This window comes from Methylobacterium sp. UNC300MFChir4.1 (assembly GCF_900110155.1).
In the GTDB taxonomy this organism is placed as follows: Bacteria; Pseudomonadota; Alphaproteobacteria; order Rhizobiales; family Beijerinckiaceae; genus Methylobacterium.
On sequence record NZ_FOCS01000006.1, the window covers coordinates 56,708 to 80,629 of the forward strand.

The 23,922-nt window shown below is 72.2% G+C and carries 22 protein-coding genes; 5 read left to right on the forward strand and 17 right to left on the reverse strand.

Translation table 11 applies throughout. The annotated features are described in order from the left end of the window. Positions 1-36 precede the first annotated feature (36 nt). Together puuE and BMY19_RS10630 are read right to left on the reverse strand one after the other, a co-directional pair. Positions 37-1,200 (reverse strand): allantoinase PuuE, encoded by a 1,164-nt coding sequence (gene puuE, locus BMY19_RS10625; RefSeq protein WP_100251677.1) that lies wholly within the window; start codon positions 1,198-1,200, stop codon positions 37-39. Between the two features lie 249 nt (positions 1,201-1,449). Further along, positions 1,450-1,872: a response regulator transcription factor gene (locus tag BMY19_RS10630; protein ID WP_100251678.1), complete on the reverse strand. Its 423-nt coding sequence runs from the start codon at positions 1,870-1,872 to the stop codon at positions 1,450-1,452. A 408-nt stretch (positions 1,873-2,280) separates the two neighbouring features. On the opposite strand from BMY19_RS10630, the gene BMY19_RS10635 reads away from it, so the two are divergent. From BMY19_RS10635 to BMY19_RS10645, 3 genes are all read left to right on the forward strand, one after another. After that, positions 2,281-3,954 carry a methyl-accepting chemotaxis protein gene (locus BMY19_RS10635; protein ID WP_170862945.1) on the forward strand — a complete coding sequence of 558 codons (1,674 nt, stop codon included), beginning with the start codon at positions 2,281-2,283 and terminating at the stop codon, positions 3,952-3,954. 344 nt (positions 3,955-4,298) lie between these two features. Beyond that, the gene (locus tag BMY19_RS10640) at positions 4,299-4,637 is read left to right on the forward strand and encodes an SPW repeat domain-containing protein (RefSeq protein WP_091978655.1); all 339 of its coding nucleotides are present in this window, start codon (positions 4,299-4,301) and stop codon (positions 4,635-4,637) included. 156 nt (positions 4,638-4,793) lie between these two features. Continuing rightward, entirely contained in the window at positions 4,794-5,486 is a 693-nt protein-coding gene (locus BMY19_RS10645; RefSeq protein WP_100251680.1) for a helix-turn-helix domain-containing protein, read from the forward strand. A gap of 181 nt (positions 5,487-5,667) precedes the next feature. Here BMY19_RS10645 and BMY19_RS10650 read toward each other — a convergent pair whose 3' ends face one another. Both BMY19_RS10650 and BMY19_RS10655 read right to left on the reverse strand, forming a co-directional pair. Further along, positions 5,668-6,570 carry a LysR family transcriptional regulator gene (locus BMY19_RS10650; protein WP_100251681.1) on the reverse strand — a complete coding sequence of 301 codons (903 nt, stop codon included), beginning with the start codon at positions 6,568-6,570 and terminating at the stop codon, positions 5,668-5,670. A gap of 167 nt (positions 6,571-6,737) precedes the next feature. Next, entirely contained in the window at positions 6,738-7,637 is a 900-nt protein-coding gene (locus BMY19_RS10655; protein ID WP_100251682.1) for a LysR family transcriptional regulator, read from the reverse strand. Positions 7,638-7,726: 89 nt separating this feature from the next. Between BMY19_RS10655 and BMY19_RS10660 the strand changes: the two genes are divergently transcribed. Then, positions 7,727-8,170 (forward strand): PACE efflux transporter, encoded by a 444-nt coding sequence (locus BMY19_RS10660; protein ID WP_020094459.1) that lies wholly within the window; start codon positions 7,727-7,729, stop codon positions 8,168-8,170. Positions 8,171-8,251: 81 nt separating this feature from the next. On the opposite strand, the gene BMY19_RS10665 is transcribed toward BMY19_RS10660, so the two are convergent. From BMY19_RS10665 to BMY19_RS10730, 13 genes are all read right to left on the reverse strand, one after another. Beyond that, a complete protein-coding gene (locus BMY19_RS10665) occupies positions 8,252-10,093 on the reverse strand; it encodes an ATP-binding response regulator (RefSeq protein WP_100251683.1) in 1,842 nt (613 codons plus the stop codon). After that, positions 10,090-10,686, reverse strand: a complete 597-nt coding sequence (locus BMY19_RS10670; RefSeq protein WP_056527077.1) for a response regulator — start codon at positions 10,684-10,686, stop codon at positions 10,090-10,092. The genes BMY19_RS10665 and BMY19_RS10670 overlap by 4 nt, the downstream gene beginning before the upstream one ends. Before the next feature lie 665 nt (positions 10,687-11,351). Further along, positions 11,352-11,750 (reverse strand): Rieske (2Fe-2S) protein, encoded by a 399-nt coding sequence (locus BMY19_RS10680; RefSeq protein WP_100251685.1) that lies wholly within the window; start codon positions 11,748-11,750, stop codon positions 11,352-11,354. Then, a complete protein-coding gene (locus BMY19_RS10685; protein WP_100251686.1) occupies positions 11,743-12,447 on the reverse strand; it encodes an ABC transporter ATP-binding protein in 705 nt (234 codons plus the stop codon). The genes BMY19_RS10680 and BMY19_RS10685 overlap by 8 nt, the downstream gene beginning before the upstream one ends. Beyond that, entirely contained in the window at positions 12,440-13,258 is an 819-nt protein-coding gene (locus BMY19_RS10690; RefSeq protein WP_100251687.1) for an ABC transporter ATP-binding protein, read from the reverse strand. Before BMY19_RS10690 ends, BMY19_RS10685 begins: the two co-directional genes overlap by 8 nt. Continuing rightward, the gene (locus tag BMY19_RS10695; protein WP_100251688.1) at positions 13,255-14,289 is read right to left on the reverse strand and encodes a branched-chain amino acid ABC transporter permease; all 1,035 of its coding nucleotides are present in this window, start codon (positions 14,287-14,289) and stop codon (positions 13,255-13,257) included. The genes BMY19_RS10690 and BMY19_RS10695 overlap by 4 nt, the downstream gene beginning before the upstream one ends. Then, positions 14,286-15,158 carry a branched-chain amino acid ABC transporter permease gene (locus tag BMY19_RS10700; protein ID WP_100251689.1) on the reverse strand — a complete coding sequence of 291 codons (873 nt, stop codon included), beginning with the start codon at positions 15,156-15,158 and terminating at the stop codon, positions 14,286-14,288. The genes BMY19_RS10695 and BMY19_RS10700 overlap by 4 nt, the downstream gene beginning before the upstream one ends. Before the next feature lie 83 nt (positions 15,159-15,241). After that, the gene (locus BMY19_RS10705) at positions 15,242-16,390 is read right to left on the reverse strand and encodes an ABC transporter substrate-binding protein (RefSeq protein ID WP_020094468.1); all 1,149 of its coding nucleotides are present in this window, start codon (positions 16,388-16,390) and stop codon (positions 15,242-15,244) included. A gap of 34 nt (positions 16,391-16,424) precedes the next feature. Continuing rightward, entirely contained in the window at positions 16,425-17,618 is a 1,194-nt protein-coding gene (locus tag BMY19_RS10710) for a xanthine dehydrogenase family Fe-S subunit (protein ID WP_100251690.1), read from the reverse strand. Further along, positions 17,615-18,487, reverse strand: a complete 873-nt coding sequence (locus tag BMY19_RS10715; protein ID WP_100251691.1) for an FAD binding domain-containing protein — start codon at positions 18,485-18,487, stop codon at positions 17,615-17,617. Before BMY19_RS10715 ends, BMY19_RS10710 begins: the two co-directional genes overlap by 4 nt. After that, entirely contained in the window at positions 18,484-20,838 is a 2,355-nt protein-coding gene (locus BMY19_RS10720) for a xanthine dehydrogenase family protein molybdopterin-binding subunit (protein ID WP_100251692.1), read from the reverse strand. The genes BMY19_RS10715 and BMY19_RS10720 overlap by 4 nt, the downstream gene beginning before the upstream one ends. After that, a complete protein-coding gene (locus BMY19_RS10725) occupies positions 20,835-21,704 on the reverse strand; it encodes an alpha/beta hydrolase (RefSeq protein WP_100251812.1) in 870 nt (289 codons plus the stop codon). Before BMY19_RS10725 ends, BMY19_RS10720 begins: the two co-directional genes overlap by 4 nt. Positions 21,705-21,714: 10 nt before the next feature. Continuing rightward, positions 21,715-22,998 carry an amidohydrolase/deacetylase family metallohydrolase gene (locus BMY19_RS10730; protein WP_100251693.1) on the reverse strand — a complete coding sequence of 428 codons (1,284 nt, stop codon included), beginning with the start codon at positions 22,996-22,998 and terminating at the stop codon, positions 21,715-21,717. A gap of 121 nt (positions 22,999-23,119) precedes the next feature. On the opposite strand from BMY19_RS10730, the gene BMY19_RS10735 reads away from it, so the two are divergent. Then, complete coding sequence (locus tag BMY19_RS10735; protein WP_244534889.1) at positions 23,120-23,647, forward strand: MarR family winged helix-turn-helix transcriptional regulator; 528 nt, start codon at positions 23,120-23,122, stop codon at positions 23,645-23,647. Positions 23,648-23,922: the final 275 nt, after the last annotated feature.

Here is a 23,922-nt window from a genome sequence, read left to right on the forward strand (position 1 = left end):
TCGGACCTCGAAGTCCCGGTCGCGACGTCGACTTGTCTATCCCGCGACGACCGCCGCGAGGCGGGTCCGGAGGCCGCCCGCGTCGGCCGGGGCGCCCGCGGCCTCCGCGAGGAGCCGGGCCAGGCCGGACGGGTCGTCCGCCTCCGCGGGGAGTCCGGCCGCGTGGACCCGCTCCGCCATCGCCACGCCCGCCGCGGGCGACGCGTCGGCCAGCCCGGCGCAGACCGGGCCGAAGACCGCGCCGAACAGGGCGCGGCCCATGCGGGTCGGCCGGAAGCCGCCGCGCGGCGGGTGGGCCGCGATCCAGTGACGGGCGATGTCCAGCCGCGTGGTCACCCAGGCGTCGGGGTGATCGCCCACGTAGTCGAGGAACCGCTCCAGCGCGGCCATCCGCCCCGGACGCCCGACCAAGCGGCAGTGCAGCCCCACCGACATGATGCCGCCCCGTCCCGCCTCGCCCTCGCGGTACAGGACGTCGAATGTGTCCTTGAGGTAGCCGAAGAACTGGTCGCCGTTGTTGAAGCCCTGGGCGGTGGCGAACCGCATGTCGTTGGCGTCGAGGGTGTAGGGGACGACGAGCTGCTGACGCCCCCCGATCCGCAGCCAGTAGGGCAGGTCGTCGGCGTAGGAATCGGCGAGGTACAGGAATCCGCCCTCGGCGGCGCCGATGGCGAGCGTGTTCGCGGAGGTGCGTCCCTGGTACAGGCCGAGGGGCCTGCTGCCCGTCAGCGATGCCTGCAGCGCGACGGCGGCGTCGATATCGGCGCGCTCGGCTTCCGGGCTGTGGTCGCGGTAGTCGATCCAGCGCAGGCCGTGGCTGGCGATCTCCCAGCCGGACTCGACCATCGCGGCGACGGCCTCGGGGTTGCGCTGCATCGCCGAGGCGACGCCGAAGACCGTGACCGGGAGGTTGCGGCGCGTGAACGCGCGCCAGAGGCGCCAGAAGCCGGCGCGGGCGCCGTACTCGTAGATCGACTCCATGTTGGCGTGGCGCTTCCCCGGCCAGGGCAGGGCCCCGACGATCTCGGAGAGGAAGGCCTCGGACGCCGCGTCACCGTGGAGGATGCAGTTCTCGCCGCCCTCCTCGTAGTTGATGACGCACTGGACGGCGACGCGCTTGCCCCCGGGCCAGGCCGGGTCCGGTCGATGCCGGCCGTATCCGACCATGTCGCGGGGATAGTCCTGGTCGAGGTCGAACATGGCGTGATCCCTCGTTCCGACGCGAGATAGACGCACGGCCGACCGTTGGTCCAATATCTTGTTCGGCTTGATTGATAGGTTGCACGTTTAGATGGTGCGATCATTGATCTGAGTGTCGGAGCGCCGTCGGGCGGACCGCCACCGGCCTGTCGTCGATCCGGCGGAGCCTGCCCGTGCCGGGTCGACGACCACACCCGCCGCCGCGTCGGCGGGCCGACGGTCGGGCGTCCCGAGCGGGCACCGCGGACCCTAACGGGTGCGGCTGGCGGGGATCGGGCCGGCGGCGAGCATGCCCATCAGGGCGTCGAACGCCAGCGGCTTCTCGACCAGGGGTATGCCGGCGGCGCGGGCGCGGCTCCGGATGCCCGGATCGGGGTGGCCGGTGATCAGGATCACGGGCACGCCGGCAGCGAGGTCGCGCAGCCGGCCCCAAACCGCGAGCCCGTCCATCCCCGGCATGACGTGGTCCAGCAGGACGAAGGTCGGGTGCGGGCCGGGGAAGGCGGCCAGCAGCGCGCGTCCGTCGGCGAAGGTCTCCACCCGGTGGCCCGCGCTCTCCAAGAGGAAGCGGGTCGAGTGCAGGATGGCCGGGTCATCGTCCACGACGTAGATGAGGCACGACGCGGCGGGCAGCGTGGTGTTCGCCGGGAGCGGGGCGTCCAGTGAGGTCATGGTGCCGAGCTTAGGGGCGGTCCGCGGCGGCCGACCTTGACCTGCCTCAAGACCGGGGCCGCGCCCGTACTGCCGCCATCCCGAGACCGGCGACGTTCCTAACCGGTCGATCCCGCCCTGCGCGTGCCGCCCGCTGTGCGGCGATCGGCCACGTCGAGCGGTGACGCTCCGGTCCGCACCGGAGGCCCTTTCCGATTGATTCAGTTCCGATTCCTCATCTTGAAGTTGAATAACCGCCTTTGCACGCACGATATCGCGAGCCGGAGACCGAATGACAGACCCCGTAACGGGAAACTCTTCGGAATAAATCTTAATCAGTTTGTGTATATTTTACGCAACCCGATCATGACTGCTCAGCCTGGCTGACGCGTCCGCAGCCCTGGGTTCCGTCGCCTGGACATCCGCCTCATGAAAATGACCATCAAACTGCGACTCGTCTCGCTGCTCGGCGGACTCGGCTTGGTGCTGCTCGCCACGGCGGCGCTCGGAAATCTCTCGCTCCACTGGAGCCATCAGAGCCTGAAGACCGTCTTCGACGATCGCGTCGTCTGTCTCCGGCAGTTCAGCATCATCCGCGACGCCTATGACGACCTGCTCGACGCCTCGCGCCAGCTGCGCGGCAAGCAGATCGAGCCGGCAGAGGCCAAGGACAAGATCGAGCGCGATCTGTCGAAGCTCCACAAGGAGTGGTCGGCCTATCTGGCGACCTACCTGACCCCGGAGGAGGAGGCCCTCGCCAAGGACCTGCAGCTGGGCGTCGATCGGAACGACGCGATCGCGGCCGAGATCCTCAAGCGCGTCGCCGCCGGCGCGGCCTCGGATTTCGAGACCACCCATACGGACCTGCTGAAGAGCATGCAGGCCACCAACGCCACGCTGAGCAAGCTGACCGCGTTGCAGGTCCGGGAAGCCGAGGCGGAGTTCCGGCGCTCGGAGACGATTGCCGGCTGGTCGCGCCTCGCGCTCCTGGCCGCGCTCGCGCTCGCCGCGCTCAGCATCGCCTACGGCGTGTACGTGATCGTGGTCCAGGTCACCCGGCCGCTGGGCAGCCTCGTGGGCGTCCTGCGGCGGATGGCCAAGGGCGCGGTCGACGCCGAGATCCGCGAGGCCACCCGCGGCGACGAGATCGGGGCCGTCGGCCAGGCCGTCGAGGGCATCAAGACCATGGTCGCCCGCAAGGCTGCCGAGGAGGCCGAGGTCCGGCGCCGCGCCGACGCGGCCGCCGCCGCCGAGCGCAAGCGCACCATGGTCGAGCTCGCCGACGGCTTCGAGCGCGCCGTCGGCGGCATCGTCGGCCTGGTCTCGTCCTCGGCCACCGAGCTCCAGGCCACCGCCCAGCAGATGACCGCCACCGCCCAGGAGACCGCATCCCAGTCGACCACCGTGGCCGCGGCCGCCGAGGAGGCGTCCACCAACGTCAACACGGTCGCGGCCGCGGCCGAGGAACTCGGCTCCTCCGTGCAGGAGATCGGCCGGCAGGTGACCGGCTCGGCCCACCTCGCCCAGGCCGCGGTCGGCGAAGCCGACCAGACCGCCCACCTCGTCCAGGCGCTCAGCCAGAACGCCGCGCGGATCGGCGACATGGTCGGGATGATCTCCGGCATCGCCGGCCAGACCAACCTGCTGGCGCTCAACGCCACGATCGAGGCGGCCCGCGCCGGCGCGGCCGGGCGGGGCTTCGCGGTGGTGGCCTCCGAGGTGAAGGCGCTGGCCGAGCAGACCGCCAAGGCGACCGAGGAGATCGCGCGCCAGATCGGCGAAGTCCAGGGTGTGACCGCGCAGGCGGTGACGGCGATCGGCGGGATCACCGGCCGGATCCGGGAGATCGACAGCGTGGCGACCTCGATCGCGGCGGCCGTCGAGGAGCAGGGGGCGGCGACCCAGGAGATCGTGCGCAACGTGGCCCAGGCCTCGGCGGGGACGAACGCGGTGACGGGCAACATCGCCGGCGTGGCGCAGGCCTCGGAGGAGACGGGGGCGGCGGCTTCGCAGGTCCTGTCGGCGGCCTCGGAGCTGTCGCGGCAATCCGAGCATCTCGGTGCCGAGGTCGCCCGCTTCCTCGCCACCGTCCGCGCCGCCTGAGGGTGGCCACGCCCGAGATCCGCGTCCGCCCGGTCCGACGGGAGGACGCGGATCTCGCCGACGCGCGCGTCCCATCGGCGACGACAATCTCGACAATCGAGTCTGCCACCCACAGCGCGCAGCAAATCCGCGGCCGCGCCAAGCTTGCCGGATCCCGACACGCGGGCAAGCCGCGATCGACTTGAGCCAGATCAATGACCGGTCGCACGGATACCGGATGCTCGGGCCGTGAAAGATGGCAGGTCGTCTGTCGCTCAGGGCTCGGGTGCCCGGACATCGGGCCGCCGATGCCGTCAGCTCGCGCGGGGAATCCGGTGAGAACGATCGAGAACCGAACGGCGGACATGGTCCCGAACGCGCTCAACATGCTCCTGGGCGTCGCGCTCCTCCTCGCACCGTGGTACTTGAATCTGGGCTACGAGACGGCCGCCGCGCGCAACGCCTTCGTGACCGGGGGCGCCATCACCGTGGTCGCACTCCTGGCCCTCGGCGTGACCTGCGCCTGGGAGGAATACCTCAACGTCGCCCTCGGGTTCTGGGCGGCCATGGCGCCCTGGGTTCTCGGCTTCGCCGACGCGACGGCACCCGTGTGGGTGCACGGCCTGACCGGGCTCGCCGTGGCCGCGCTGGCCGCGTACGCGCTGTGGCGGCTCTTCGTGTCGCCCCAGGCGCGCTCCGTCTGAGGCGCGCCCGTCGCCGCCGCGGCCGCGGGCATCCGGCCGGCACACGCGACTACGGGATTGCCCTTAAGGGGCGCGCCTTAAGGCTCCGACCGGAATTTCTCCGCCTCCCGCCCGCTGCCAATCTCGTCCCGACCGACGCAGGCGAGGAGCGCAGCGATGAGCACCGAGTTCACGGCACGGACAGCACCGGAGGGGCCCGCAGCCCGTCCCGCTCCCGTCCCGGAGATCGAGGGGAGCACCCTGTTCGCGGGATGCCCCGACGTCGTCGGGACACCGTTCTCCTACGCCCGCGAGGAGGAGATCTACGGAGAGGGCGAGGAGGCCGAGTTCGTCTACAAGGTCGTCAGCGGCGCGGTGCGCACCCACAGGGTCCTGAGCGACGGGCGCCGCCAGATCACGGGCTTCCACCTGCCCGGCGACCTGTTCGGGCTCGGGCAGGGCGAGATCAATCGCCAGACCGCCGAGGCCCTCACCAGCACCAAGGTGCTGATCTTCAAGCGGCGACAGGTCGAGCGCGCCGCGACCGGGCGGGCCGAGGTCGCCTGCCGACTCTGGAGCATGGCCACGAGCGACCTGCGACACGCGCAGGACCTGGCGCTCCTGCTCGGACGGCGCTCGGCCCAGGAGCGGGTCGCCGCCTTCCTGCTGGAAGTCGATGACCGCCTCGGCGCCGCCGGCACCTTCGCGCTGCCGATGACCCGCCGCGACATCGCCGACTACCTCGGCCTGACCATCGAGACCGTATCGCGCACCCTCTCGCAGCTGGAGGAGGACGGGGCGTTGCGACGCGACGGCGGCCGACAGGTGTGCCTGCATCGGACCCGGCTGCGCCGTCTCGTCGAGGATTGAGACAGGCGCCGCCGGGGACGCCACCGGCAACGCCGCTGCGGGCTGTCGCGCGGTTCGCGTTGGCTTTCGGGGTGGCTTTGGGGTGGCTTCGGGGTTCCTTCGGGATGGCGCCTGCGCGCAGGACGCCCCCTCGGAGACGGTCGCGGACGGCGCCGGCGAGCGGGTGCGGAGACGAAGGGCGTCACCGCCTCTGGAAGCGCGCGATCAAGCCCGGGGCCTCCTCGCGGATCAGCCCGAGAAAGTTGTCGATCACCGGGTTCCGGCGCTGATGATGCAGCGCGTAGACGTCCGCCGACAGGAAGGGCGGCTTGATCGGCAGGACGACGACGTCCGGATGTCTCGGCCGGCCGACGAATTCCGGGATGATGGCGAGACCGAAGCCCGCCGCGACCAGGTTGATCAGCGACGAGGCCTCGCGGACCTGCTGCGAGATGCTCGGCGTGAACCCGCGCGCGATGCAGGCTTGGTAGATATCCGCCGCGAAGCGCGAGCTCTCGAGGCCGAGCGAGATCAGCGGCTCGCTGCGGAAGACGTTGATCGCGACACTGCGACCGGCGGCGAGGGCGTGCTCGCGCGGCACGGCCACGCAGAGCCGCTCCGGCCACGCCAGGTGGGCGACGAGATCCGGATCCTCGGGGGGGCTGCGGAGGAAGCTGAGATCCGTCCGGTTCGCCTTGAGGGCCGCGATCTGGTCGGCCGGCGCCATCTCGTGGATGCGCACGTCCACCGCCCGGAAGCGCTGCTCGAAGGCCCGGATCAGGCAACCGGCCGGCCCCGCGAGGACGGAACTCGTCATGCCGATGTTGAGGATGCCGGCCGTTCCGGTGCCGATCGTCCGCGCCCGGTCGACGGCATCGGCGACCTGCGCGAGGACCGCCCGCGCGTTCCCGAGGAAATCCTCGCCCGCCGCGGTCAGGACGACGCGCCGGCTCGAGCGCTCGAACAGGTTGACGCCGATCTCCACTTCGAGATCGCGGATCTGCTGGCTCAGCGGCGGCTGCGACACGCCCAGGCTCTGGGCGGCGGCGGTGAAGCTGAGATGCTCCGCCACCGCGGCGAAGTAGCGAAGATGCCGGAGTTCCATGGGCCGACCCATAGGAATTTCGAATGGATAGAAGCACGGAAGGTCTTTTGCGTCTAGACTCGCGGGGTGGACGTCCTCGACGGCCGGGATCTCGCCGGCCCGTCAGGACCGTCGACAGCGGCGTATCGCCGAGGCGGGGCCCGGCAGGCGTCCGTCCCGCACCGCGCTCAGGTCCCGCCCGGGTGGATCCCGACGCGCTCCGCGGCGAAACGCTCGCGGAGCCAGGCCGCGGCGGGGCCGCAGGGCCGCTGCTTGTGCCAGACCAGTTCCAGGGCGATCGGCCAGTCGCCCTCATCGAACTGGAGGTCGGGCGTCACGAGGTACGGCGCCGTGAGGGACGCGGCGATGACGTGGTCGGTGACGAAGGCCCAGCCGATCCCGTGCTTCACCATCTCCAGGATGACCCAGTGGCTCTCCACCCACCACACCTCGGCGGCGACCCGGAGACGGCGCTTCTCCGCCCCGTCGCCGCGGGCGGCCACGAGGATCTGGCGGTGGCGCTTCAGCTCCTCCCACGCCACCCGCTCCTTCGCGAGCGGGTGATCGCGGCCGCAGACCAGCTTGAGCGGCACCCAGCCGATGGTCCGGAACCCGAGCTCCGTCGGGAGCCCCTCCTGGCGCCACATCACGCCCAGGTCGGCGGCGCCCGACTGGACCATGCGGCTGACATCCTCCATCAGCGGGAAGAGCAGCTCGAGCTCCACGAAGGGGAAGCGCTGGGCGAAGCTGGCGAAGAGGGCGCCGAGGGCGTGCTCGGGGTAGAGCTCGTCGATGGCGACCACCAGCCGGTTCTCGACGCCCTGCTCCAGGCTGCTCGCCACACCGATCAGGTGCTCCCGCCGGTCGAGCACCACGCGCGCCTCCAGCAGCAGCCGCTCGCCCGCCGGGGTCAGCACGGGGTTCCGGCCCGCGCGGCTGAACAGCGCCAGCCCCAGATCCGTCTCGAGGTTGGCCACCTGCGTGCTGACGGCCGACTGCGCCTTCCGCAGCACCCGTGCCGCGCCCGAGAACGACCCGGCCTCGGCCGCCGCTACGAAAGCCTGGAGCTGGTCGAGCGAGACCGCCATCTATCTGTTTATCCGATACTTCCTAACTTGTGGATCGCCTTATCGCAGATAGAGAGCGGCCGACCAATCCGCCTCTCGAGAGCGAGACCATGCGCACCACCCGCGACCGCATTCGCCACGCCATCCTGTTCGAGGTGATCGGGCTGCTCCTCATAGTCCCGCTCGGGACCGCGGCCTTCGGCCTGCACGCCGCCGACATGGGCGTGATCGGAATCGGCAGCGCCCTCGTCGCGACGAGCTGGAACTACGTCTACAATCTCGGCTTCGACCGGACGATGCAGCGGCTCGCCGGGCACACGCGCAAGAGCCTCGTCCTGCGGGTCGCCCACGCGGTGCTGTTCGAGGCGGGGCTGCTCCTGATCCTGCTGCCGCCGATCGCGTGGTATCTCGGCATCGGCCTCGTGGAGGCCTTCTTCATGGATCTGGCGATCGCGGCCTTCTACGTGGCCTACGCCTTCGTGTTCAATCTCGCCTACGATCGAACCTTCCCGCTCCCGAGCTGGACCGAGGCTGCCGCCGAGCCGTCCCGCTGACGCTGGCGCCGGCCGCGCGGCGAGACCGCGACGGCGGCGCGGCGGGCGTTCGAGGGTCCGCGGCGCCGCGTGAGGCGCCCGCTATCCCTCCGCGCGGACGAGATCCGTCGTCTCCGGTCCGCGCCGAACCTCCGCGCCCACGGGACCGACGGGTGGCCGGCCCGGCGGGATCAGCGCGGCGAGCGCCTTCTGGAGAAGGTCGGGCCGGACCGGCTTGTGAATCAGAGGGACCCCGCTGTCCAAGGCCTCCCGCATGCGGACGGGCGCGGTGTCGCCGGTGATGAGGATCGCCGGGATCGGCCGTCCCCAATGCTGCCGCAGCGTCGCGATGGCTTCGGCGCCGGTCTGGCCCCTGCGCAGGCGGTAGTCGCAGATCAGCGCGTCCGGCGGCGGCCCCTGCGGCGGCCGTTCGGTGACGTCGGTCGGGTCCTCGAAGGCCCAGCACAGGCAACCCCAGCCGGAGAGGAGCGCCACCATCGCGTCGCGGACGATGGCATCGTCGTCGACAATCAGGATGCGGGCGCCGACCAGGCCGCCGCTCTCCGCGATGGCGGCCGCGGGCGCGTCGTCGAGCCTGGCGTCCCGCCCGGCATCGAGCGTCCGGGGGACGAGGATGCGGAAGACGCTGCCGCTCCCCACCTTCGACGAGAGGGAGAGCGAGTGATCGAGCGAGGCGGCGATCCCGCGCGCGATCGCGAGTCCCAGCCCCAGACCCTTGTGACGATCGCGCTCCGGATTCCCGAGCTGGTAGAACTCCCGGAAGATGTCCTCGCGCTTGTCGACCGGGATGCCGATCCCGGTGTCGTAGACTTCGATCGACACGCCCGCGCGCCGGCGCCGGCAGCCGATGAGGACGCCGCCGCGCTCGGTGTACCGGATGGCGTTGAGGACGAGATTGCGCAGGACCAGCTCCAGCAGGGCCGGGTCCGAGACGATCGCCAGGTCCGTCTGGGGCGTCCGATAGATCAGGCGCTTGGCGTCGGCCAGCGGCGCCAGCTCGTTCTCGATCTTGTCGAGGAGCGGCTGGAGCTCGAAGGCGCGGGGCCGCGGCGTGATGACTCCGGCCTCCAGGCGCGAGAAGTCCAGAAGCGTGTTGAGCATGTCGGTCGACGCGACGTTCGCGGTCTGGGCGTTCTGCAGGATTCGCCGCTGCGGCGCGGCGAGATCCGTCTGGCTCAGCGCCTGGAGGAAGAGGCCCTGGGCGTGGACCGGCTGGCGCAGGTCGTGGCTGGCCGCCGCGAGGAACTGCGACTTCGCGGTGTTGGCGTGCTCGGCGTCGCGGCGGGCCCGGTGCGCCGCGGCGGTCTCCGCGCGCAGCTGCTCCACGAGGGCCGCGTTCTCGAAGCGGAGCTCGATCGATTCCCGCACGCGGCGGCTGGCGAGCACGACCTGACCGTACTGCCCGACCACGAAGAGGATCGAGCAAACAGCCAGGGCGCGGTAGGGCGCGCCGCCGAGCGACCAGAGGGTTCCCGCGGCCAGGACGGCGACGGGCACGACGAGGGCGAGGTAGAGGTGCCGCCGCGGCGCCAGGAGCGAGACGCCGTTGCTGCAGGTCGCGCCCAGCAGCGACATGGTCAGGATGCTCACCGCCGGGACCTGGAGCGGCAGCGCGATCCAGATCAGCGATCCCAGGATCGCGCCCTCGACGATCTTGCTCAGGAAGATGACCCGTTCGACCCGGCGGGCGCGGTCGGGCTCGCCGATCGCGGCGCGGACACGACGCGCGTAGGCGGCCGCCCCGAACCGCTCGACGAGGAACGCGCCGTACCAGCTCAGCAGGACGGCGTGGGGCACCAGGCTCCACAGCACGGCCAGCATGAGCGTCGAGACGAGGAAACCGACGGCGACCGACTGCGTGACGCCGTCCAGGACGAGGCGCAACTGCTCGGCCGCGATCCGCTCCTCCTGCGACGGGCTCATCGGATCAGGCCGAACTGCTGCGCCTTGAACACCGCCTCGGCGCGCCGGGTCACCCCCAGGACCGACAGCAGACCCTGCACGTGGCCGCGGACCGTGTGTTCCGACAGACCGAGATTGCGTCCGATCATCTTGTTGGACAATCCGCGCCCGACGAGGGTCAGCACCTCGGCCTGCCGCGGCGTGAGCGTCGGGCAGAGGGCGCCCCCGACCCGCGGGACCGCGGACGACCGGGCGAGCATCTCGCGCAGGACCGTCATCATCCGCTCGGGGCGGTCGGTCTTGGACAGGAACGCGCAGGCGCCCTGCGCCAGCGCCGTGCTGACGGTATCGGGCAGATCCAGGCCGGACACGACGACGATCCGGGCGGCCGGCCAGCGTTGCTGCAGCAGGCCCATCCCCTCGAGCCCGCCGATGCCCGGCAACTGGATGTCGAGGAGGACGATCGTCGGGACGACGGCCACGATGGCGAGCGCCTCGTGCAGCGATGGGCTGTCGAGAACCGGGATCTCATCGAACGCCGTCGACAGCATCGAGACGATGCCGGACCGGAACAGCGCGTGGTCATCGATGATGAGGATTGCTTCCTGCGCCATGCGGATCCTGTCTAGAGCAACCGCACAGGCGCCGTCACGGGTCATGGACCAGTCCATGTGGACTGGTCCACGAAGCCATCCCGATCGGCTAAGCCACGGGTCGAGGAATTCGATCGCGCGCGCCCGGACATGCAGCTGGAGACCACGCGGACGGGATCGGATGCTGGGCGAGGGCGTCCGCCATCCCGCGCGGCCCGCGCTTCACACCGCTGCCGTCGCGGCGACGGTCCGGTGATCGCGGGCGGTGACGTCCGTCGGACCGCGCGCGCGGCCCTCCCAAGTCGATTCGAGGGAATTCCATGGTTCATCGCCGTCAGAGACGAGGCATCGGCCGGACCGCGTCCGATCCGACGTTCGACGCGAAGGGTCCCCTGATCGTGCGGTGGATCGGTGCCGCGGCCCGCAAGCGCGGCCGGGCGGCCGACCGGGAAGCTCCGCCCGCTCCGACCCCGGACAACGTGACGAGGCTGTCCTGGGCCGACACCTTCGGACGGGCGATCAGCGCCGATCCTCAGCGGTCGGAGGGACCCGCGACCGTCCTCGCGATGCGTCCCCGCGCGAGCAGGCGCGCGTGCGGGCCGTTCGTCCGCACGAGACAGGCGGTGAGCGCCGCGATCCCGACCTCGCTGCCGTAGAGCGAGACGGATCGGCTGATCTCGGTCGCTCTACCGTCGGAACTCCGGGCCGGCGGGGAATCCGCGGCCGCCCGGCGACGCGGTGTCCGGCGCGAGAAGGCCGGATCCGGTCCTGAGCCAGAGCCCGTCCGGCGCCGCGTCGACCGCGGACAGGCGCAGGGCCCGGAACGACCAGCCCGGCGAGACGGCACCGTCCCGGAGGTCGAACGAGGCTTGGTGCCGGGGGCAGTGCAGCCGGCCCGCGACGCAGCGTCCGAGGGCGAGGTCGGCCCCCTCGTGCGGGCAGGCGCGCTCGGCGGCCACGATCCGGGCCCCGTCCCGGACGAGGAGCAGGCGGCGGCCGCCCGCGGTGACGGTGAGCAGGTCCCGGTCGCCGAGAAGGTCGACCGGGCCGAGGCGGATCCGCCCCGGCAGATCCCGCTCAGCCACCGAGATAGGCGTCCCGAACGTGGGGATCGGCGATGAGGTCCTGCCCGCGCCCCTCGAGGACGATGCGGCCGGTCTCGAGGAGGTAGGCGTAGTCGCAGAGTTCGAGAGCCGCGAAGGCGTTCTGCTCCACGAGGAGCACGGTCGTGCCGGCGTCGCGGATCGCCCCGATCACCGCGAACATCCGCTCGACGATGTTGGGGGCGAGCCCCAGGGAGGGCTCGTCGAACAGCACGAGCTTCGGGCGCCCCATCAGCGCGCGGCCGATCGCCAGCATCTGCTGCTCGCCGCCCGACAGCGTGCCGGCGGCCTGGTCGCGCCGCTCCGCGAGGCGCGGGAACTCCCCGTAGATGCGCGCCAGGTCCGCCGCGACCGCCGCCCGGTCGCGGCGCAGGTAGGCGCCCATGGCGAGGTTCTCGGCGACCGTCATCTGCGGGAAGACGCGCCGGCCCTCCGGGCAATGGGCGATGCCCGCCGCCAAAATCCGGCGGGGCTCCGCCCCCGCGATGTCCCGGCCGGCGAACCGGATCGCGCCGGAGCGCGGCGGGACGAGGCCGGAGATCGCCCGGAGCGTCGTGGACTTGCCGGCGCCGTTGGCGCCGACGAGGGCGACGAGCTGGCCCGCGCGCACGTCGATCGTGAGCCCCTTCAGAGCCGTGACGTGGCCGTAGCCGCAGACGAGGTCGCGGATCTCAAGCATGGACCGCCTCCTGCGCGGCAGCCGCGGCGGCCTGCCGGGCGGCGCTGCCCTGGCCGAGATAGGCCTCGATCACCGCCGGGTCGCTGCGGATCCGGTCCGGCGGCCCCTCGGCGATCAGGCGCCCGTAGTTGAGGACGACGATGCGGTCGGAGACCTCCATCACCATCGGCATGTCGTGCTCGACGAGCAGGATGGTGACGCCGCGCTCCCGGATTTGCCGGATCAGGCGCACGAAGACCCGCGTCTCGGAGGCGTTCATCCCCGAGACCGGCTCGTCGAGGAGCAGCATGGCGGGCTCGGTGGCGAGCGCCAGCGCCACGCCGACGAGGCGCTGCTCCCCGTAGGCGAGGGCGCCGGCCTTCTCCTGCGCCCGTCCGGCGAGCCCGACCCAGTCGAGCAGCGCCGCGGCCCGGGCGCGCAGCTGCCTCTCGCCGGCCCCCGCGCGGCCGAGGAGCGCGTCGAGAACGGGCGCGCGGCCCGCCGCGGCGCCCATCTGGTGCAGGCCGATCATCACGTTGTCGAACACCGTGTCGTCCGGGAAGACGCTGGTGCGCTGGAAGGTGCGGGCGAGGCCGAGCCGCGTGATCGCGTGCGGCGGCAGGCCCTTCAGGGACGTGCCGCGGAAGCGGACCGCGCCCTGGCTGGGCTTGAGGAAGCCCGTCATCACGTTGAAGGCCGTCGTCTTGCCGGCCCCGTTCGGGCCGATCAGGCTGATGATCTCGCCCGCGTGGACGTCGAAATGCAGGTCGGCGATGGCGACGAGGCCCCCGAAGCGGACGCCGACATGCTCGACGGAGAGGATCGCGCTCATCGCTGCACCGCCGGGTTGGCCTCGAGGACCGGCGCGGCCGGGGCCGGCCGGCGGCCCATCAGCGCCGCCAATCCCGGCACGATGCCCCGCGGCATCACGAACAGGATCACGATCAGCACGAGGCCGTAGACGATCCACTGCGCCTCCGGCGCCATGACCGGGCGGAGCGCCACCGGCAGCAGGCCGAAGATCAGGCCGCCGACGACCGGGCCCAGCAGGGTGCCCTTGCCGCCCGCCACCACCATGATGACCATGGTGACCGTGGTGGCGAACAGGAACACGTCGGGATCGATGATCCGCAGGTAATGGGCGTAGAGGCTGCCGGCCGCGCCGGCCATGGCGGCCGAGATCACCGCCGCCACCGTCAGCGTGCGCGTGGCGTTGATGCCGACCGAGAGCGCCAGCGGCTCGTTCTCCTTGAGGCCCCGCATCGCCCGGCCGAAGCGCCCGCCGACCAGGCGGGCGATCACGGCGTAGCAGAGCGTCCCCACGGCCAGCACGAGGTAGTAGTTCTGGAGCTTGGTCTTGAGGGTCCACATCCCGAGGCCCGGCAGGCCGAGGGTGATGGCCGGGATGTTGGTGAGCGCCAGCGGCCCTTGCGTCAGCTCCACCCAGTTGAGCGCCACGAGCCGCACGACCTCGGCGAACGAGATCGTCACGATCACGAAGTAGGCGCCCCGCACCCGGAAGGAGAGCCGCCCGATCAGGTAGCCGCAAGCGCCCGCCGCCGCCGTCGCCAGCAGGAGGCCGACCACCGCCGGCCAGGGCTCGTGGACCGCACGGATGCCGAAGCCGAGATCCACGTCGAAGCCGAGGCTGGTCAGCGCGCTGACGTAGGCGCCGATCCCGAAGAACGCGATGTGGCCGAGGCTGAGCTGCCCGGTGAAGCCGAGGAGCAGGTTCAGGCTCATGGCGCCGATCGTCAGGATGCCGGTCACGATCAGGGCGTTGAGGAGGTAGGGGTTGGCGCCGAGCCCCAGGGGCAGGGCGACGAGGCCGGCGAGCAGGGCGAGGGGGAGGAGCCGGTTCATCCGATGCGCTCCGCCTTGGCGAACAACCCGGTCGGCCTGCAGAGCAGGACCGCGATGATGATCAGGAAGCCCATCGCGTCCCGGTAGCCGGAGGAGACGTAGCCGGCGCCCAGCTCCTCGGCGAGCGCCAGGATGAAGCCGCCGATCGCCGCGCCGGTGACGTTGCCGAGCCCGCCCAGGATGACGATGGCGAAGGCCTTGAGCTCGGCGAGGCCGCCCATCTGCGGGAACACGACGTAGACCGGACCGAGGAGCGCGCCGGCGGCCGCGGCGAGCGACGAGCCGAGCGCGAAGGTCGCGGTGTAGATCCGGCGGACGTCGACGCCCATCAGCGCCGCCGTGTCGGAATCCTGGAACGCGGCGCGCATGGCGAGCCCGAGCTTGGTCCGGTTGATCAGCGCGTAGGTGAGGGCGATCAAGGTCAGCGCCGCCCCGAGCACGAACAGCCGCAGCCACGACACCGAGACCGGGCCGACCTGGAGCGGCGCCTCGGGGAAGGGCGCGGGGATCGCCTTGGCGACGCCGCCGAAGGTCCAGAGCGTGCCCGATTGCAGGACGATGCCGGCGCCGATCATCACCAGCATGGTGGTGTCGATGTCCGAGCCCCGGAACGGGCGCAGCAACACGAGCTCGATCGCGGCCCCGAGCAGGAGCCCGCCTAGGATCGCCACAGGAAGCGCCAGGAAGAAGTTCAGTCCCAGCGCGGCGACCGCGAGGTACATGACGTAGGCGCCGACCGTGTAGAGCGCGCCGTGGGTGAAGTTCACGACGTTCATGATCCCGAAGATCAGCGTAAGGCCGATCCCCAGCAGCGCGTAGGTGCCACCGAGGATGAGGGCGTTGACGAGGTGCTGGATCAGTTCGTTCACGGGCGGCCTCCGAGGGTGCGCCCCGGCCCGGAGGCCGGCGGACGGGCGAGGGGGCCGGCATCAGAGCGCCGGCCCAGGGGCGCTCACAGCGCCGGCACGATCACCGTCCCGTTCTTGATCTCGATGAGGTAGACGTCGGGCTTGCTCTGGCCGCTCTCCTTCCCGGCGGGGCCGGCCTTGGCGAAGCGGATCGGCCCGTTGAGCCCGACGAAGTCGACCGACCAGAAGGCCTTGGTGATCGCGGACGGATCGGCCGAACCCGCCTTCTCGATGGCGTGGGCGATCGCGCGGATGCCGTCGTAGCCGCGGAAGCTCTCGGTGACGCCGGCGAAGTCGAAGCCGCGCGTCTTCCACGCGGCGATGAAGGCCTCGGTAGCCTTCGGGTCCGGCGTCTTGTCGGGCGACCAGGGCAGGAAGGTCGTCAGGTGCATCGTGCCGTCGGCGGCCGCGCCGGCCTGGGCGATGATCTGGTCCGGGTTCTGGGATCCGCCGGTGGTGATGACCCGCTTCTTCAGGCCGAGCGCCGCCATCTGCTTGAACAGCAGCACGAGCTGATCGACCGAGCTCGTGATCATGATCGTGTCGGAATCCGACGCCTTCAGCTTGGCGAGCTGGGCGCTCATGTCCTGCGCGCCCTGGTCCATGGTCTCGACGAGGCCGACCGTGACGCCCTTGTCCTTGAGCATCTTGCCGAAATCGGTCGCGGCGCCGCGGCCGAAATCGTTGTTGAGGACGAGGAAGTCGACCTTCTTCAGCCCGAGGCGGCCGACCATGGGCGCGAAGGTCTCGGCCTCGAGCGACGAGGGCGGCGAGATCCGGAACACGTAGGGGTTGCCGGAGGTCGTGATCTTGCCGGACGAGGAGGTCTCGACCAGCATCGGCGTCTCGTAATCCGCGAGCTTGGGCATCACAGCCAGCGTCAGGCTGGAGCCCCAGGCGCCCATCATCACCGGGGTCTTATCGCTGGTGATCAGCTTCTCGGCGACCGCGGCGGCCTCGGTCGGGTTGCTCTTGTTGTCCTCGATCACGAGTTCGAGCTTCTTCCCGAGAACGCCGCCCTTGGCGTTGATCTCGTCGGCGGCGATCTTGGCGCCGTTGACCACGTAGGTGCCCGAGGCCGCGAACGGCCCGGTCAGCGGCTCGTTGACGCCGATTCGGATCGCCTCCGCCCGTGCGCCGGTGGCCGTCAGCGCCAGCAGGATCGCGGTCGTGAGGGTGAACCTGCCTAGCATTCGCGTGTCTCCGGTGCGTTGGGGCGGGATGGGATCAGGCGCGGCCGAACCACGCGGCGAGGCGCGCGCGGGCGAGGCCGAGGAGCAGGCGGAGCGGGTTGAGGCCGGCGGGCGCCGGCGCCGCGACGCCCGAGAGCCGGGCATCGAGGTTGCGGGTGAACTCCGCGGCGATGCGGCCGGCGAGGTCGCGCACGAGGCCGGGCCGGCCGAACTGCGCGAGCGGCCCGGTCAGGGTGTAGCCGACGTCGAGGTCGACCCGGGCGGTGCCGGGCGTCGGCCCGGCCTCGACCCGGTAGCGGATCCGGCCCTCGGTCGCCGAGCGGCCACCCGCGTCGTTGCCGGCCCCGTGGACCGCCCCGGTCCGCGCGGCCTCGTCGCGTTCGAGGCGGGCGCGGCCGCGAAACGTCGCGGCGATCGGCCCGATCCGCACCTGCAGGCCGCCCTCGACCGTGTCGGGGGTGGGCCGCGCCGTCAGCACCGCGCCCGGCAGGCAGGCGGCGACCGCCGCGAGGTCGCCCAGCAGGGCGAAGACGGCCTCCGGCGGGTGGGGGAGGTCGAGCACCTGCGTGAAGCCGTGGGCCGGGGTGAACGCGTCGGACAGGTCCGCGACGGCCGCGGGCGCCGCCGGGGCGATCCGATCCGCCGGCGATTCTAGGGGCGCGACCGGCGCCGCGCCGACCCGGGCGCCGACTGGGCCGAGGGCGCGCTCCGCGCCGGTCTCGGGCGGGATGCCGCGCCCGCGCCGGTCCGCGATCACCGCCATCACGGCCCGGACGATGCCGGCATAGCCGGTGCAGCGGCACAGGTTGCCCGACAGGCCGACGCGGATCCGCCGCTCGTCGGCCTCGGGCAGCCGCAGGACCAGGTCGCGGGCGGCCACCAGCATCCCGGGCGTGCAGTAGCCGCACTGGAGCGCGTGCTCGCGGTTGAAGGCGGCCCGCAGCTCGCCCGCGATCGCGTCCGCGTCGAGGCCCTCGATCGTCGTGACCGCGGCGCCCGCGCAGGTACCCGCGAAGGTCAGGCAGGCGCGGGCCGGCTCGCCGTCGAGAAGCACGGTGCAGGCGCCGCAGACGCCGTGCTCGCAGCCGAGATGCGTGCCGGTGAGGTCGAGCCCGTCGCGCAGCACGTCGCCGAGATGGCTGCGCGGCTCGGCCGCGACCCGTACGGCGCGGCCGTTCACCGTCAGCGCCAGGCGGGACGGCCCGGGTTCGGCCAGCGCAGCGCTCATGCGGCCTCCGGAAGGGTGTCGGATCGGGGATCGGGCGCAGCCGCCGCAGCCACCGCACGGCTCAGGACGGTGACGTGGATGTGCCGCTCGACCGCGTCGGCCATCCCGGCCTCCCGCAGCGCGAGGTCGGCGGCCCGGGGGTCGAAGCGCGCGGCGAAGTCGGCGCCGATGCGGCCGCCGAAGAGCGGGCGGGCATCGGCCAGGAGCACGGGCGGCCCCTCGACCGCGCCGATCACGGCCCGGCCCCGGCCCGCGCCGGGCTCGAGGCGCACGGCCCCGATGGCGTGGGCGAACTCGCCGATCTTCGCGCAGTGCTTGACGTAGCCCCAGGCCGCGCCCGCCGGCAGCGCCGGGACGCGCACCGCGACCAGGATCTCGTCCGCGCCGAGCGCCACTTCGAGGGCGCCGATCACGAAATGCTCCACCGGCAGGGTGCGGCGGCCGTTGCGCCCCGCGATCTCGACCTCGGCGCCGAGGGCGGTCAGGGCGCTCACCCAGTCGGCGGCCGGGTCGGCGTGGACGAGGCTGCCGCCGATCGTGCCGCGGTTGCGCACCGGCCGGTAGGCGATGGCGGCCGCGACCCGCCGCAGCGCGCCGCCGGTGAGGTCCGGGACGCGCCCGTCCTCGATATCGGCGTGGGTCACGCAGGCCCCGAGGACGAGCGTGTCGCCCTCGACCCGCGCGTCCCGGAGTTCGGGGATGCCGGTGATGTCGAGGATCAGGGTGGGCTCGACGAGGCGCAGGTTCAGCATCGGCCCGAGGGACTGGCCGCCCGCGATCAGCTTCACGCCCGCGGGGGCTTCGGCGAGGCGTGCCAGCAGCGCGGGCAGGCTGTCGGGGCGCTCCCAGGCGAAGGCGGCGGGCTTCATGCGGCCTCCCGCGCGGTCTCGGCGGGATCACGGGCGGCGAGCACCGCCTCCACGATCCGCCGGGGGGTGAGGGGCGAGTGCAGCAGCTCGACGCCCAGCGGCGCGAGGGCGTCGTTCACGGCGTTGGCGAGCGCCGCCGGCGGCGCGATCGCGCCGCCCTCGCCGATGCCCTTCTGGCCGAAGCGCGTGTAGGGCGAGGGCGTCTCCATGTGGTCGATGCGCGCCATCGGCACGTCGGCGGCGCCGGGCAGGAGGTAGTCGGCCAACGTCGAGGCCAGCGGCTGGCCGCGGGCGTCGAAGCGCATCTCCTCGAACAGGGCCGTGCCGATCCCCTGCGCGAGGCCGCCGTAGATCTGGCCGTCGACCACGAGGGGATTCACCAGCGTGCCGCCGTCCTCGACGATGACGTAGTCGAGAATCTCCACCGCCCCGAGATCGGGATCGACCGCCACCACGGCCGCGTGCGCCGCGTACGAGAAGGTGCCGGAATCGCGCACCGGCTTGTAGCCGGCGGTGACTTCGAGCCCGCCGGGATCGGTGTCGGGCGCGAGGTCCTGCGGGCGGCGGTACCAGGTGCGGGCGATCGCCTCGAGCGGGACATCGCCGGAGGGGCCGACGACGTGGCCACCTTCGAACCGGCATTCCTCGGGCCGCGCCTGGAGCAGGTGGGCGCCGATCCGCACGGCCCGGGTGCGCAACTCCTCGCAGGCCGCCGCGACCGCGCCGCCGGCCATCACCATCACGCGGGAGCCCCAGGAGCCGGTGGAGTAGGGGGTCATGGCGGTGTCGCCGTGGACGAGGCGGGTGCGCGCCACCGGGACGCCCAGGATCTCGTGGGCGACCTGGGCCAGCGTCGTCTCCAGGCCCTGGCCGTGGGAATGGGCGCCGATCCGCAATTCCAGGCCGCCGTCCGGGGTGAGGCGGGCGCTCGCCTGCTCGTGGCCGGGGACCATCGGGATGCCCCAGCCGGAATAGACCGAGGTGCCGTGCGCGGCCTGCTCGCAGTAGATCGCGAGGCCGAGGCCGATCCGGCGCCCGTCCGCCTCGCCCTCACGCTGGCGGGCGCGGATTGCCGCCACGTCGACGGCCTTCAGCGCCCGGGCCAGCGCCTCCGGGTAGTCGCCGCTGTCGAAGTGCTTCCTGGTGATGTTCTCGAACGGCATCTGCTCAGGCCGCACGAGGTTCTTCTCGCGCACGGTCTCGGGTGCGACCCCCGCCGCGCGGGCGACGGCGTCGAGCACCAGTTCCAGGGCGAAGCAGACGCCGGTGCGCGCGACGCCCCGGTAGGGCAGGATCGGGCACTTGTTGGTCGCCACCGACCACGTGCGGCAGCGATAGGCCGGGAAGTCGTAGGGGCCGGGCAGGATGCTGGCGACCTGCGCGGCCTCCAGGCAGGCCGAGAACGGGTAGGCCGAGTAGGCGCCGGAATCGACGGTGGCCTCGCAGTCGATGCCGCGCAGCGTCCCGTCCCGCTCCGCGTAGGCCGTGATGCGGTAATGGTGCTCGCGGCAATTGGCGTTGGCGGTCAGGTGCTCGCGCCGGTCCTCCAGCCAGCGGACAGGGTGGCCGCAGCGGAGCGCGAGCCACGCCAGCGCCACGTCCTCGGCGAGCAGGATCGCCTTGTAGCCGAACCCGCCGCCGACATCCGGCGAGACGATGCGGATGCGGCCCTGCTCGATCCCGAGGCATTCGGAGAGGCCGTTGCGCACGATGTGCGGCATCTGGCTCGCGGTGTGGACGACGAGCTGGTCGAGGCGGTGATCGAGGCTCACCACGGTGCCGCGGCCCTCGATCGGCGCCATGCACTGGCGGCCCGTCGAGATGGTGCGGCTCACCTTGATCGGCGCGTCGAGGGCACTCTCGATGCCGATATCGACCAGGGTCTCCAGGAAGACGTTGTCGCCCCAGTGCTCGTGGACGAGGGCGGAGCCCGGCGCGCGGGCAGCCAGCATGTCGTGGATTGCGGGCAGCTCCTCCAAGTCGAGCACGACGGCGGCGGCGATGTCCTCGGCCTCCGCGCGGGTCGGGGCGACGCACATCGCCACCAATTCGCCGACCTGCCGGACCTTGCCGGTGGCGAGCACCGGCTGCTCGGACACCTTGAAGCCGGGCAGCCCCGAGACCGCCCGGATCGGCAGCACGCCGTCGAGGTCGGCGGCGGTGAAGACACGGTCGCGGTAGGCCTCCGGCACGTGGACGGCGCGGATCCGGGCATGGGCGAGCGGGCTGCGCACGAATGCCACGTCCTGCATGCCGGGCAGGCGGAGATCGCCGACATACTGGCCGCGCCCGCGCATCAGGCGGTCGTCCTCCTTGCGGGGCAGGGAGGCCCCGACACCCTCGCGGCTCATCGGGCGCCTCCGAGAGCATCCTGCGCGGCGCGGACCAGGAGGCCGTCGGGCCGGCGGAACCCGTCGAGGATCGAGAAGTGGTCGGCGCCCGGCACCGGCAGCAGAGCGCCCGGCGCGTGGGCGGCGCTGCGCAGGGCGTGGAGGTTGCGCGCGTCGCGGACGAGGGCGGGCAGCTCGCGGCTGCCGTAGGCGACCGTCATGGGCTTCGGCGTGACCGGCAGCCGCAGCGGCGACAGGGTCTCGATCTCCGCGTCGGTCAGGCCGAGCTTCTCGTTCAGGTAGGTCTCGCGGAGCGGCGCGAGGTCGTAGACGCCGGAGATCGCCAGGACCGCGGCCACGGCGGGATGCCCGAGATGGAGCGCGGCGAGCTGCGCCCCCGCGGACCAGCCGGCGAGGACGATCGGGCCGCCGATCCCGCGCGCCGCCCCGTGCGCGGCGAGCCAGTCGAGGGCGGCCCCGATCTCGGCGACGATGCCGGTGAGGCTCGCCTCGGGCGCCAGGGTGTAGCCCGGCATCGCCACCGACCAGCCGGCGGCGTTCAGACCCTCCGCGAAGCAGGCGAAGTCGGCCCGGGCGTTGCGCTGCCAGTAGCCGCCGTGGACGAAGACGAGGCACGGGGCCCGCGCGTCCGCTGCCGGGTAGAGATCGAAGGCGGTGCGGTCCCCCGCGGCATACGGGATGTCGAGCCCGGCCGGGTGCGCCGCGCGGTAGGTCGCGGAGGCCGCGTTGCGGGCCGCGACCTGCGCGGCGCTGTCGGGCACGCCCGCGTTGTTGTCGTAGCAGGCACCCCGGGCCGCGAAGTCCAGGCTGTCCCAGCGGCGGCGCGGGTCCGGCGGGGTCGGGTCGTCGAGGACGAAGGCGTTCACCGGCGCCACCTCAGGCCGCGATCGCCTGGGGCAGGATCGGCGAGTCGGCCTCGAAGCGCTTCCCCGCGCGCAGGCAGAAGGCCGGGCGCAGCAGGCGGTCGGCGATCACCCGCGTGTCCTCGTTGTCGCGCAGCAGGAAGCGGCCGCGATCGTCGTGCAGCACCGAGACGTCGGCCGCGTAGCCGACCTTGAGGGCGCCGATCCGGTCGCCCATGCGCAGCATCTCGGCCGGGTGCGACGTCACCATCGGCACCACCTCCTCCAGCGGGATGCCGAGCGCCATCATCGAGCTCATCGCCTGGGTCAGGCTGAACCGGGCCTGGCCGAGGAAGGGGTGGTTCTCGTCGTCGTGGTGCTCGTCCGGAGTGCCGGCGGGCTTCGTCACCTCGGGCACCTCGGTGTTGTAGCCGTGCATGTCGGCGCCGAGCGTGTAGGGGATCACGCCGGCCGGCAGGGACGCCCGGGCCACGCGGTAGGAGAAGTGGCTGCCGTGGCCGACATCGACCTTCAGCCCGGCCTCCATGGCCCGGCGGATGATGTGGTGGACCTCGCCCTGCTCGTTGATGAAGCCGCCCGGGTGGCGGGTGAAGGGATGGGCCAGCACGTCGCCGGGCCGCAGCAGCGGGATCACCCGCTCGACGATGGTGTCGGCATCCTCGCCGTTGGCGCCCGATTCCGGCAGGCCCCAGAGCTGGCCGAAATGCACGTAGAGCGGCAGGTCGGCGCGCCGGCTGATCTCGGCGGCCATCTCCATCACCTTGATGCCCCAGCGGGCGAAGCCGCCGATCTCGGCGTGGCCCTTGATGCCGCGCACGAGGTCGCGGTTCTCGGTGGCCGACTTCACGGTGGCGTCGATGTCGACGCCGTCCGGGCTGTAGAGGTTCGGGTAGAAATGCCCCTCCAGGCCGCCGACGAGGTAGGCCGACAGGAAGGCGAGGACCTGCGTCTCCGAGCGCTCGGCGATGAAGTGGCGGAAGCCCGGCAGGGTCATGCAGGACGGGCCGCCCTGGTCCACCACCGTCGTCACGCCCGAGCGCACGCCGACCATGTCGGGGTTCAGGCCGAACCGGCCGGTGACGTACTGGTAGACGTGGGCGTGGGTGTCGATCATGCCGGGCAGGACGAGCTTGCCCGCGACGTCGACCACCTCGGCGGCGGCCGAGGGCAGGATCGTCTCCGCCACGGCGGCGATGCGCCCGTCCTGCACCGCCACGTCACGGATGCCGTCGATGCCGGAGGCGGGGCAGATCACCCGCCCGCCCCGCAGAACCAGATCATAGCGGCGATTGTCCATGTCGACCTCGTGGTCCCGGCCGGCGCGCGCCGGCCTCGCCCTTGCCAAAAGCGAAGCATGCTTCGTATTCCGGCGTTGCACACCGCGTGCCAAGGCTGGAACCGTTCTGCGGAGGCGGACGATGGATGAGGTCCCGGATGCCGGCTGCGCGGCGGGATTGGCGGAAGCGGGGACCGCGTCAGGGGCGGCGGACGCCCGGCACTGGCCCCTGGCCGAGCGCCCGGGCTTCCTCGCCCGCCGCATGCACCAGATCCACGTCAGCCTCTTCGCCGAACGCTGTGCCGCGTTTCGCGTCACCCCGCTCCAGTACAGCCTGCTCTCGCTGCTGCGCGATCTAGGGGAGGCCGATCAGACGACGCTCGCGAGCGCGGTCGCCCTCGACCGGACGACGACGACCGGCGCCCTGAAGCGCCTAGCGGCCCGCGGTCTGGTGAGCCGCACGACCTCGCCCCTCGACCGCCGCGCGCAGGTCTGCCGGCTGACGGACGAGGGCGCCGCGCTCCACGGCGCGATGGAGCCGGCGGCGCGGGCCGCGCACGCCGCGACCGTCGAGGCCCTCACCCCGGCGGAGCAGGACACCCTGACCCGGCTCCTGCGCCGCGTCATCGCGGGGCACGAGCACCGGCGCGGCCAGCCCGACATCCTGTAGGGCGTCGCCGACGCGGCAGGCAGAACGCCTCACTGCTCAAAGAAAACACAGATCGTTCTGCGTCGGAGCGCCGCGAAAAGCTCTTTCTTCCAATATCTTCGCGAAAATTGGACGCGCATTCCATTTACAGAACGCGGAGACGTTGCGCATAAATACGGCATGGAATGCCCACAGCGCGCGCTGAGCTGATCACGCGTCGCATCTGAGCTTCCCACCGCGCGACGAATGCCGGCACCCGACCATCGTTCCGCCCGCCGATGCGCGCCGCGCGCGGG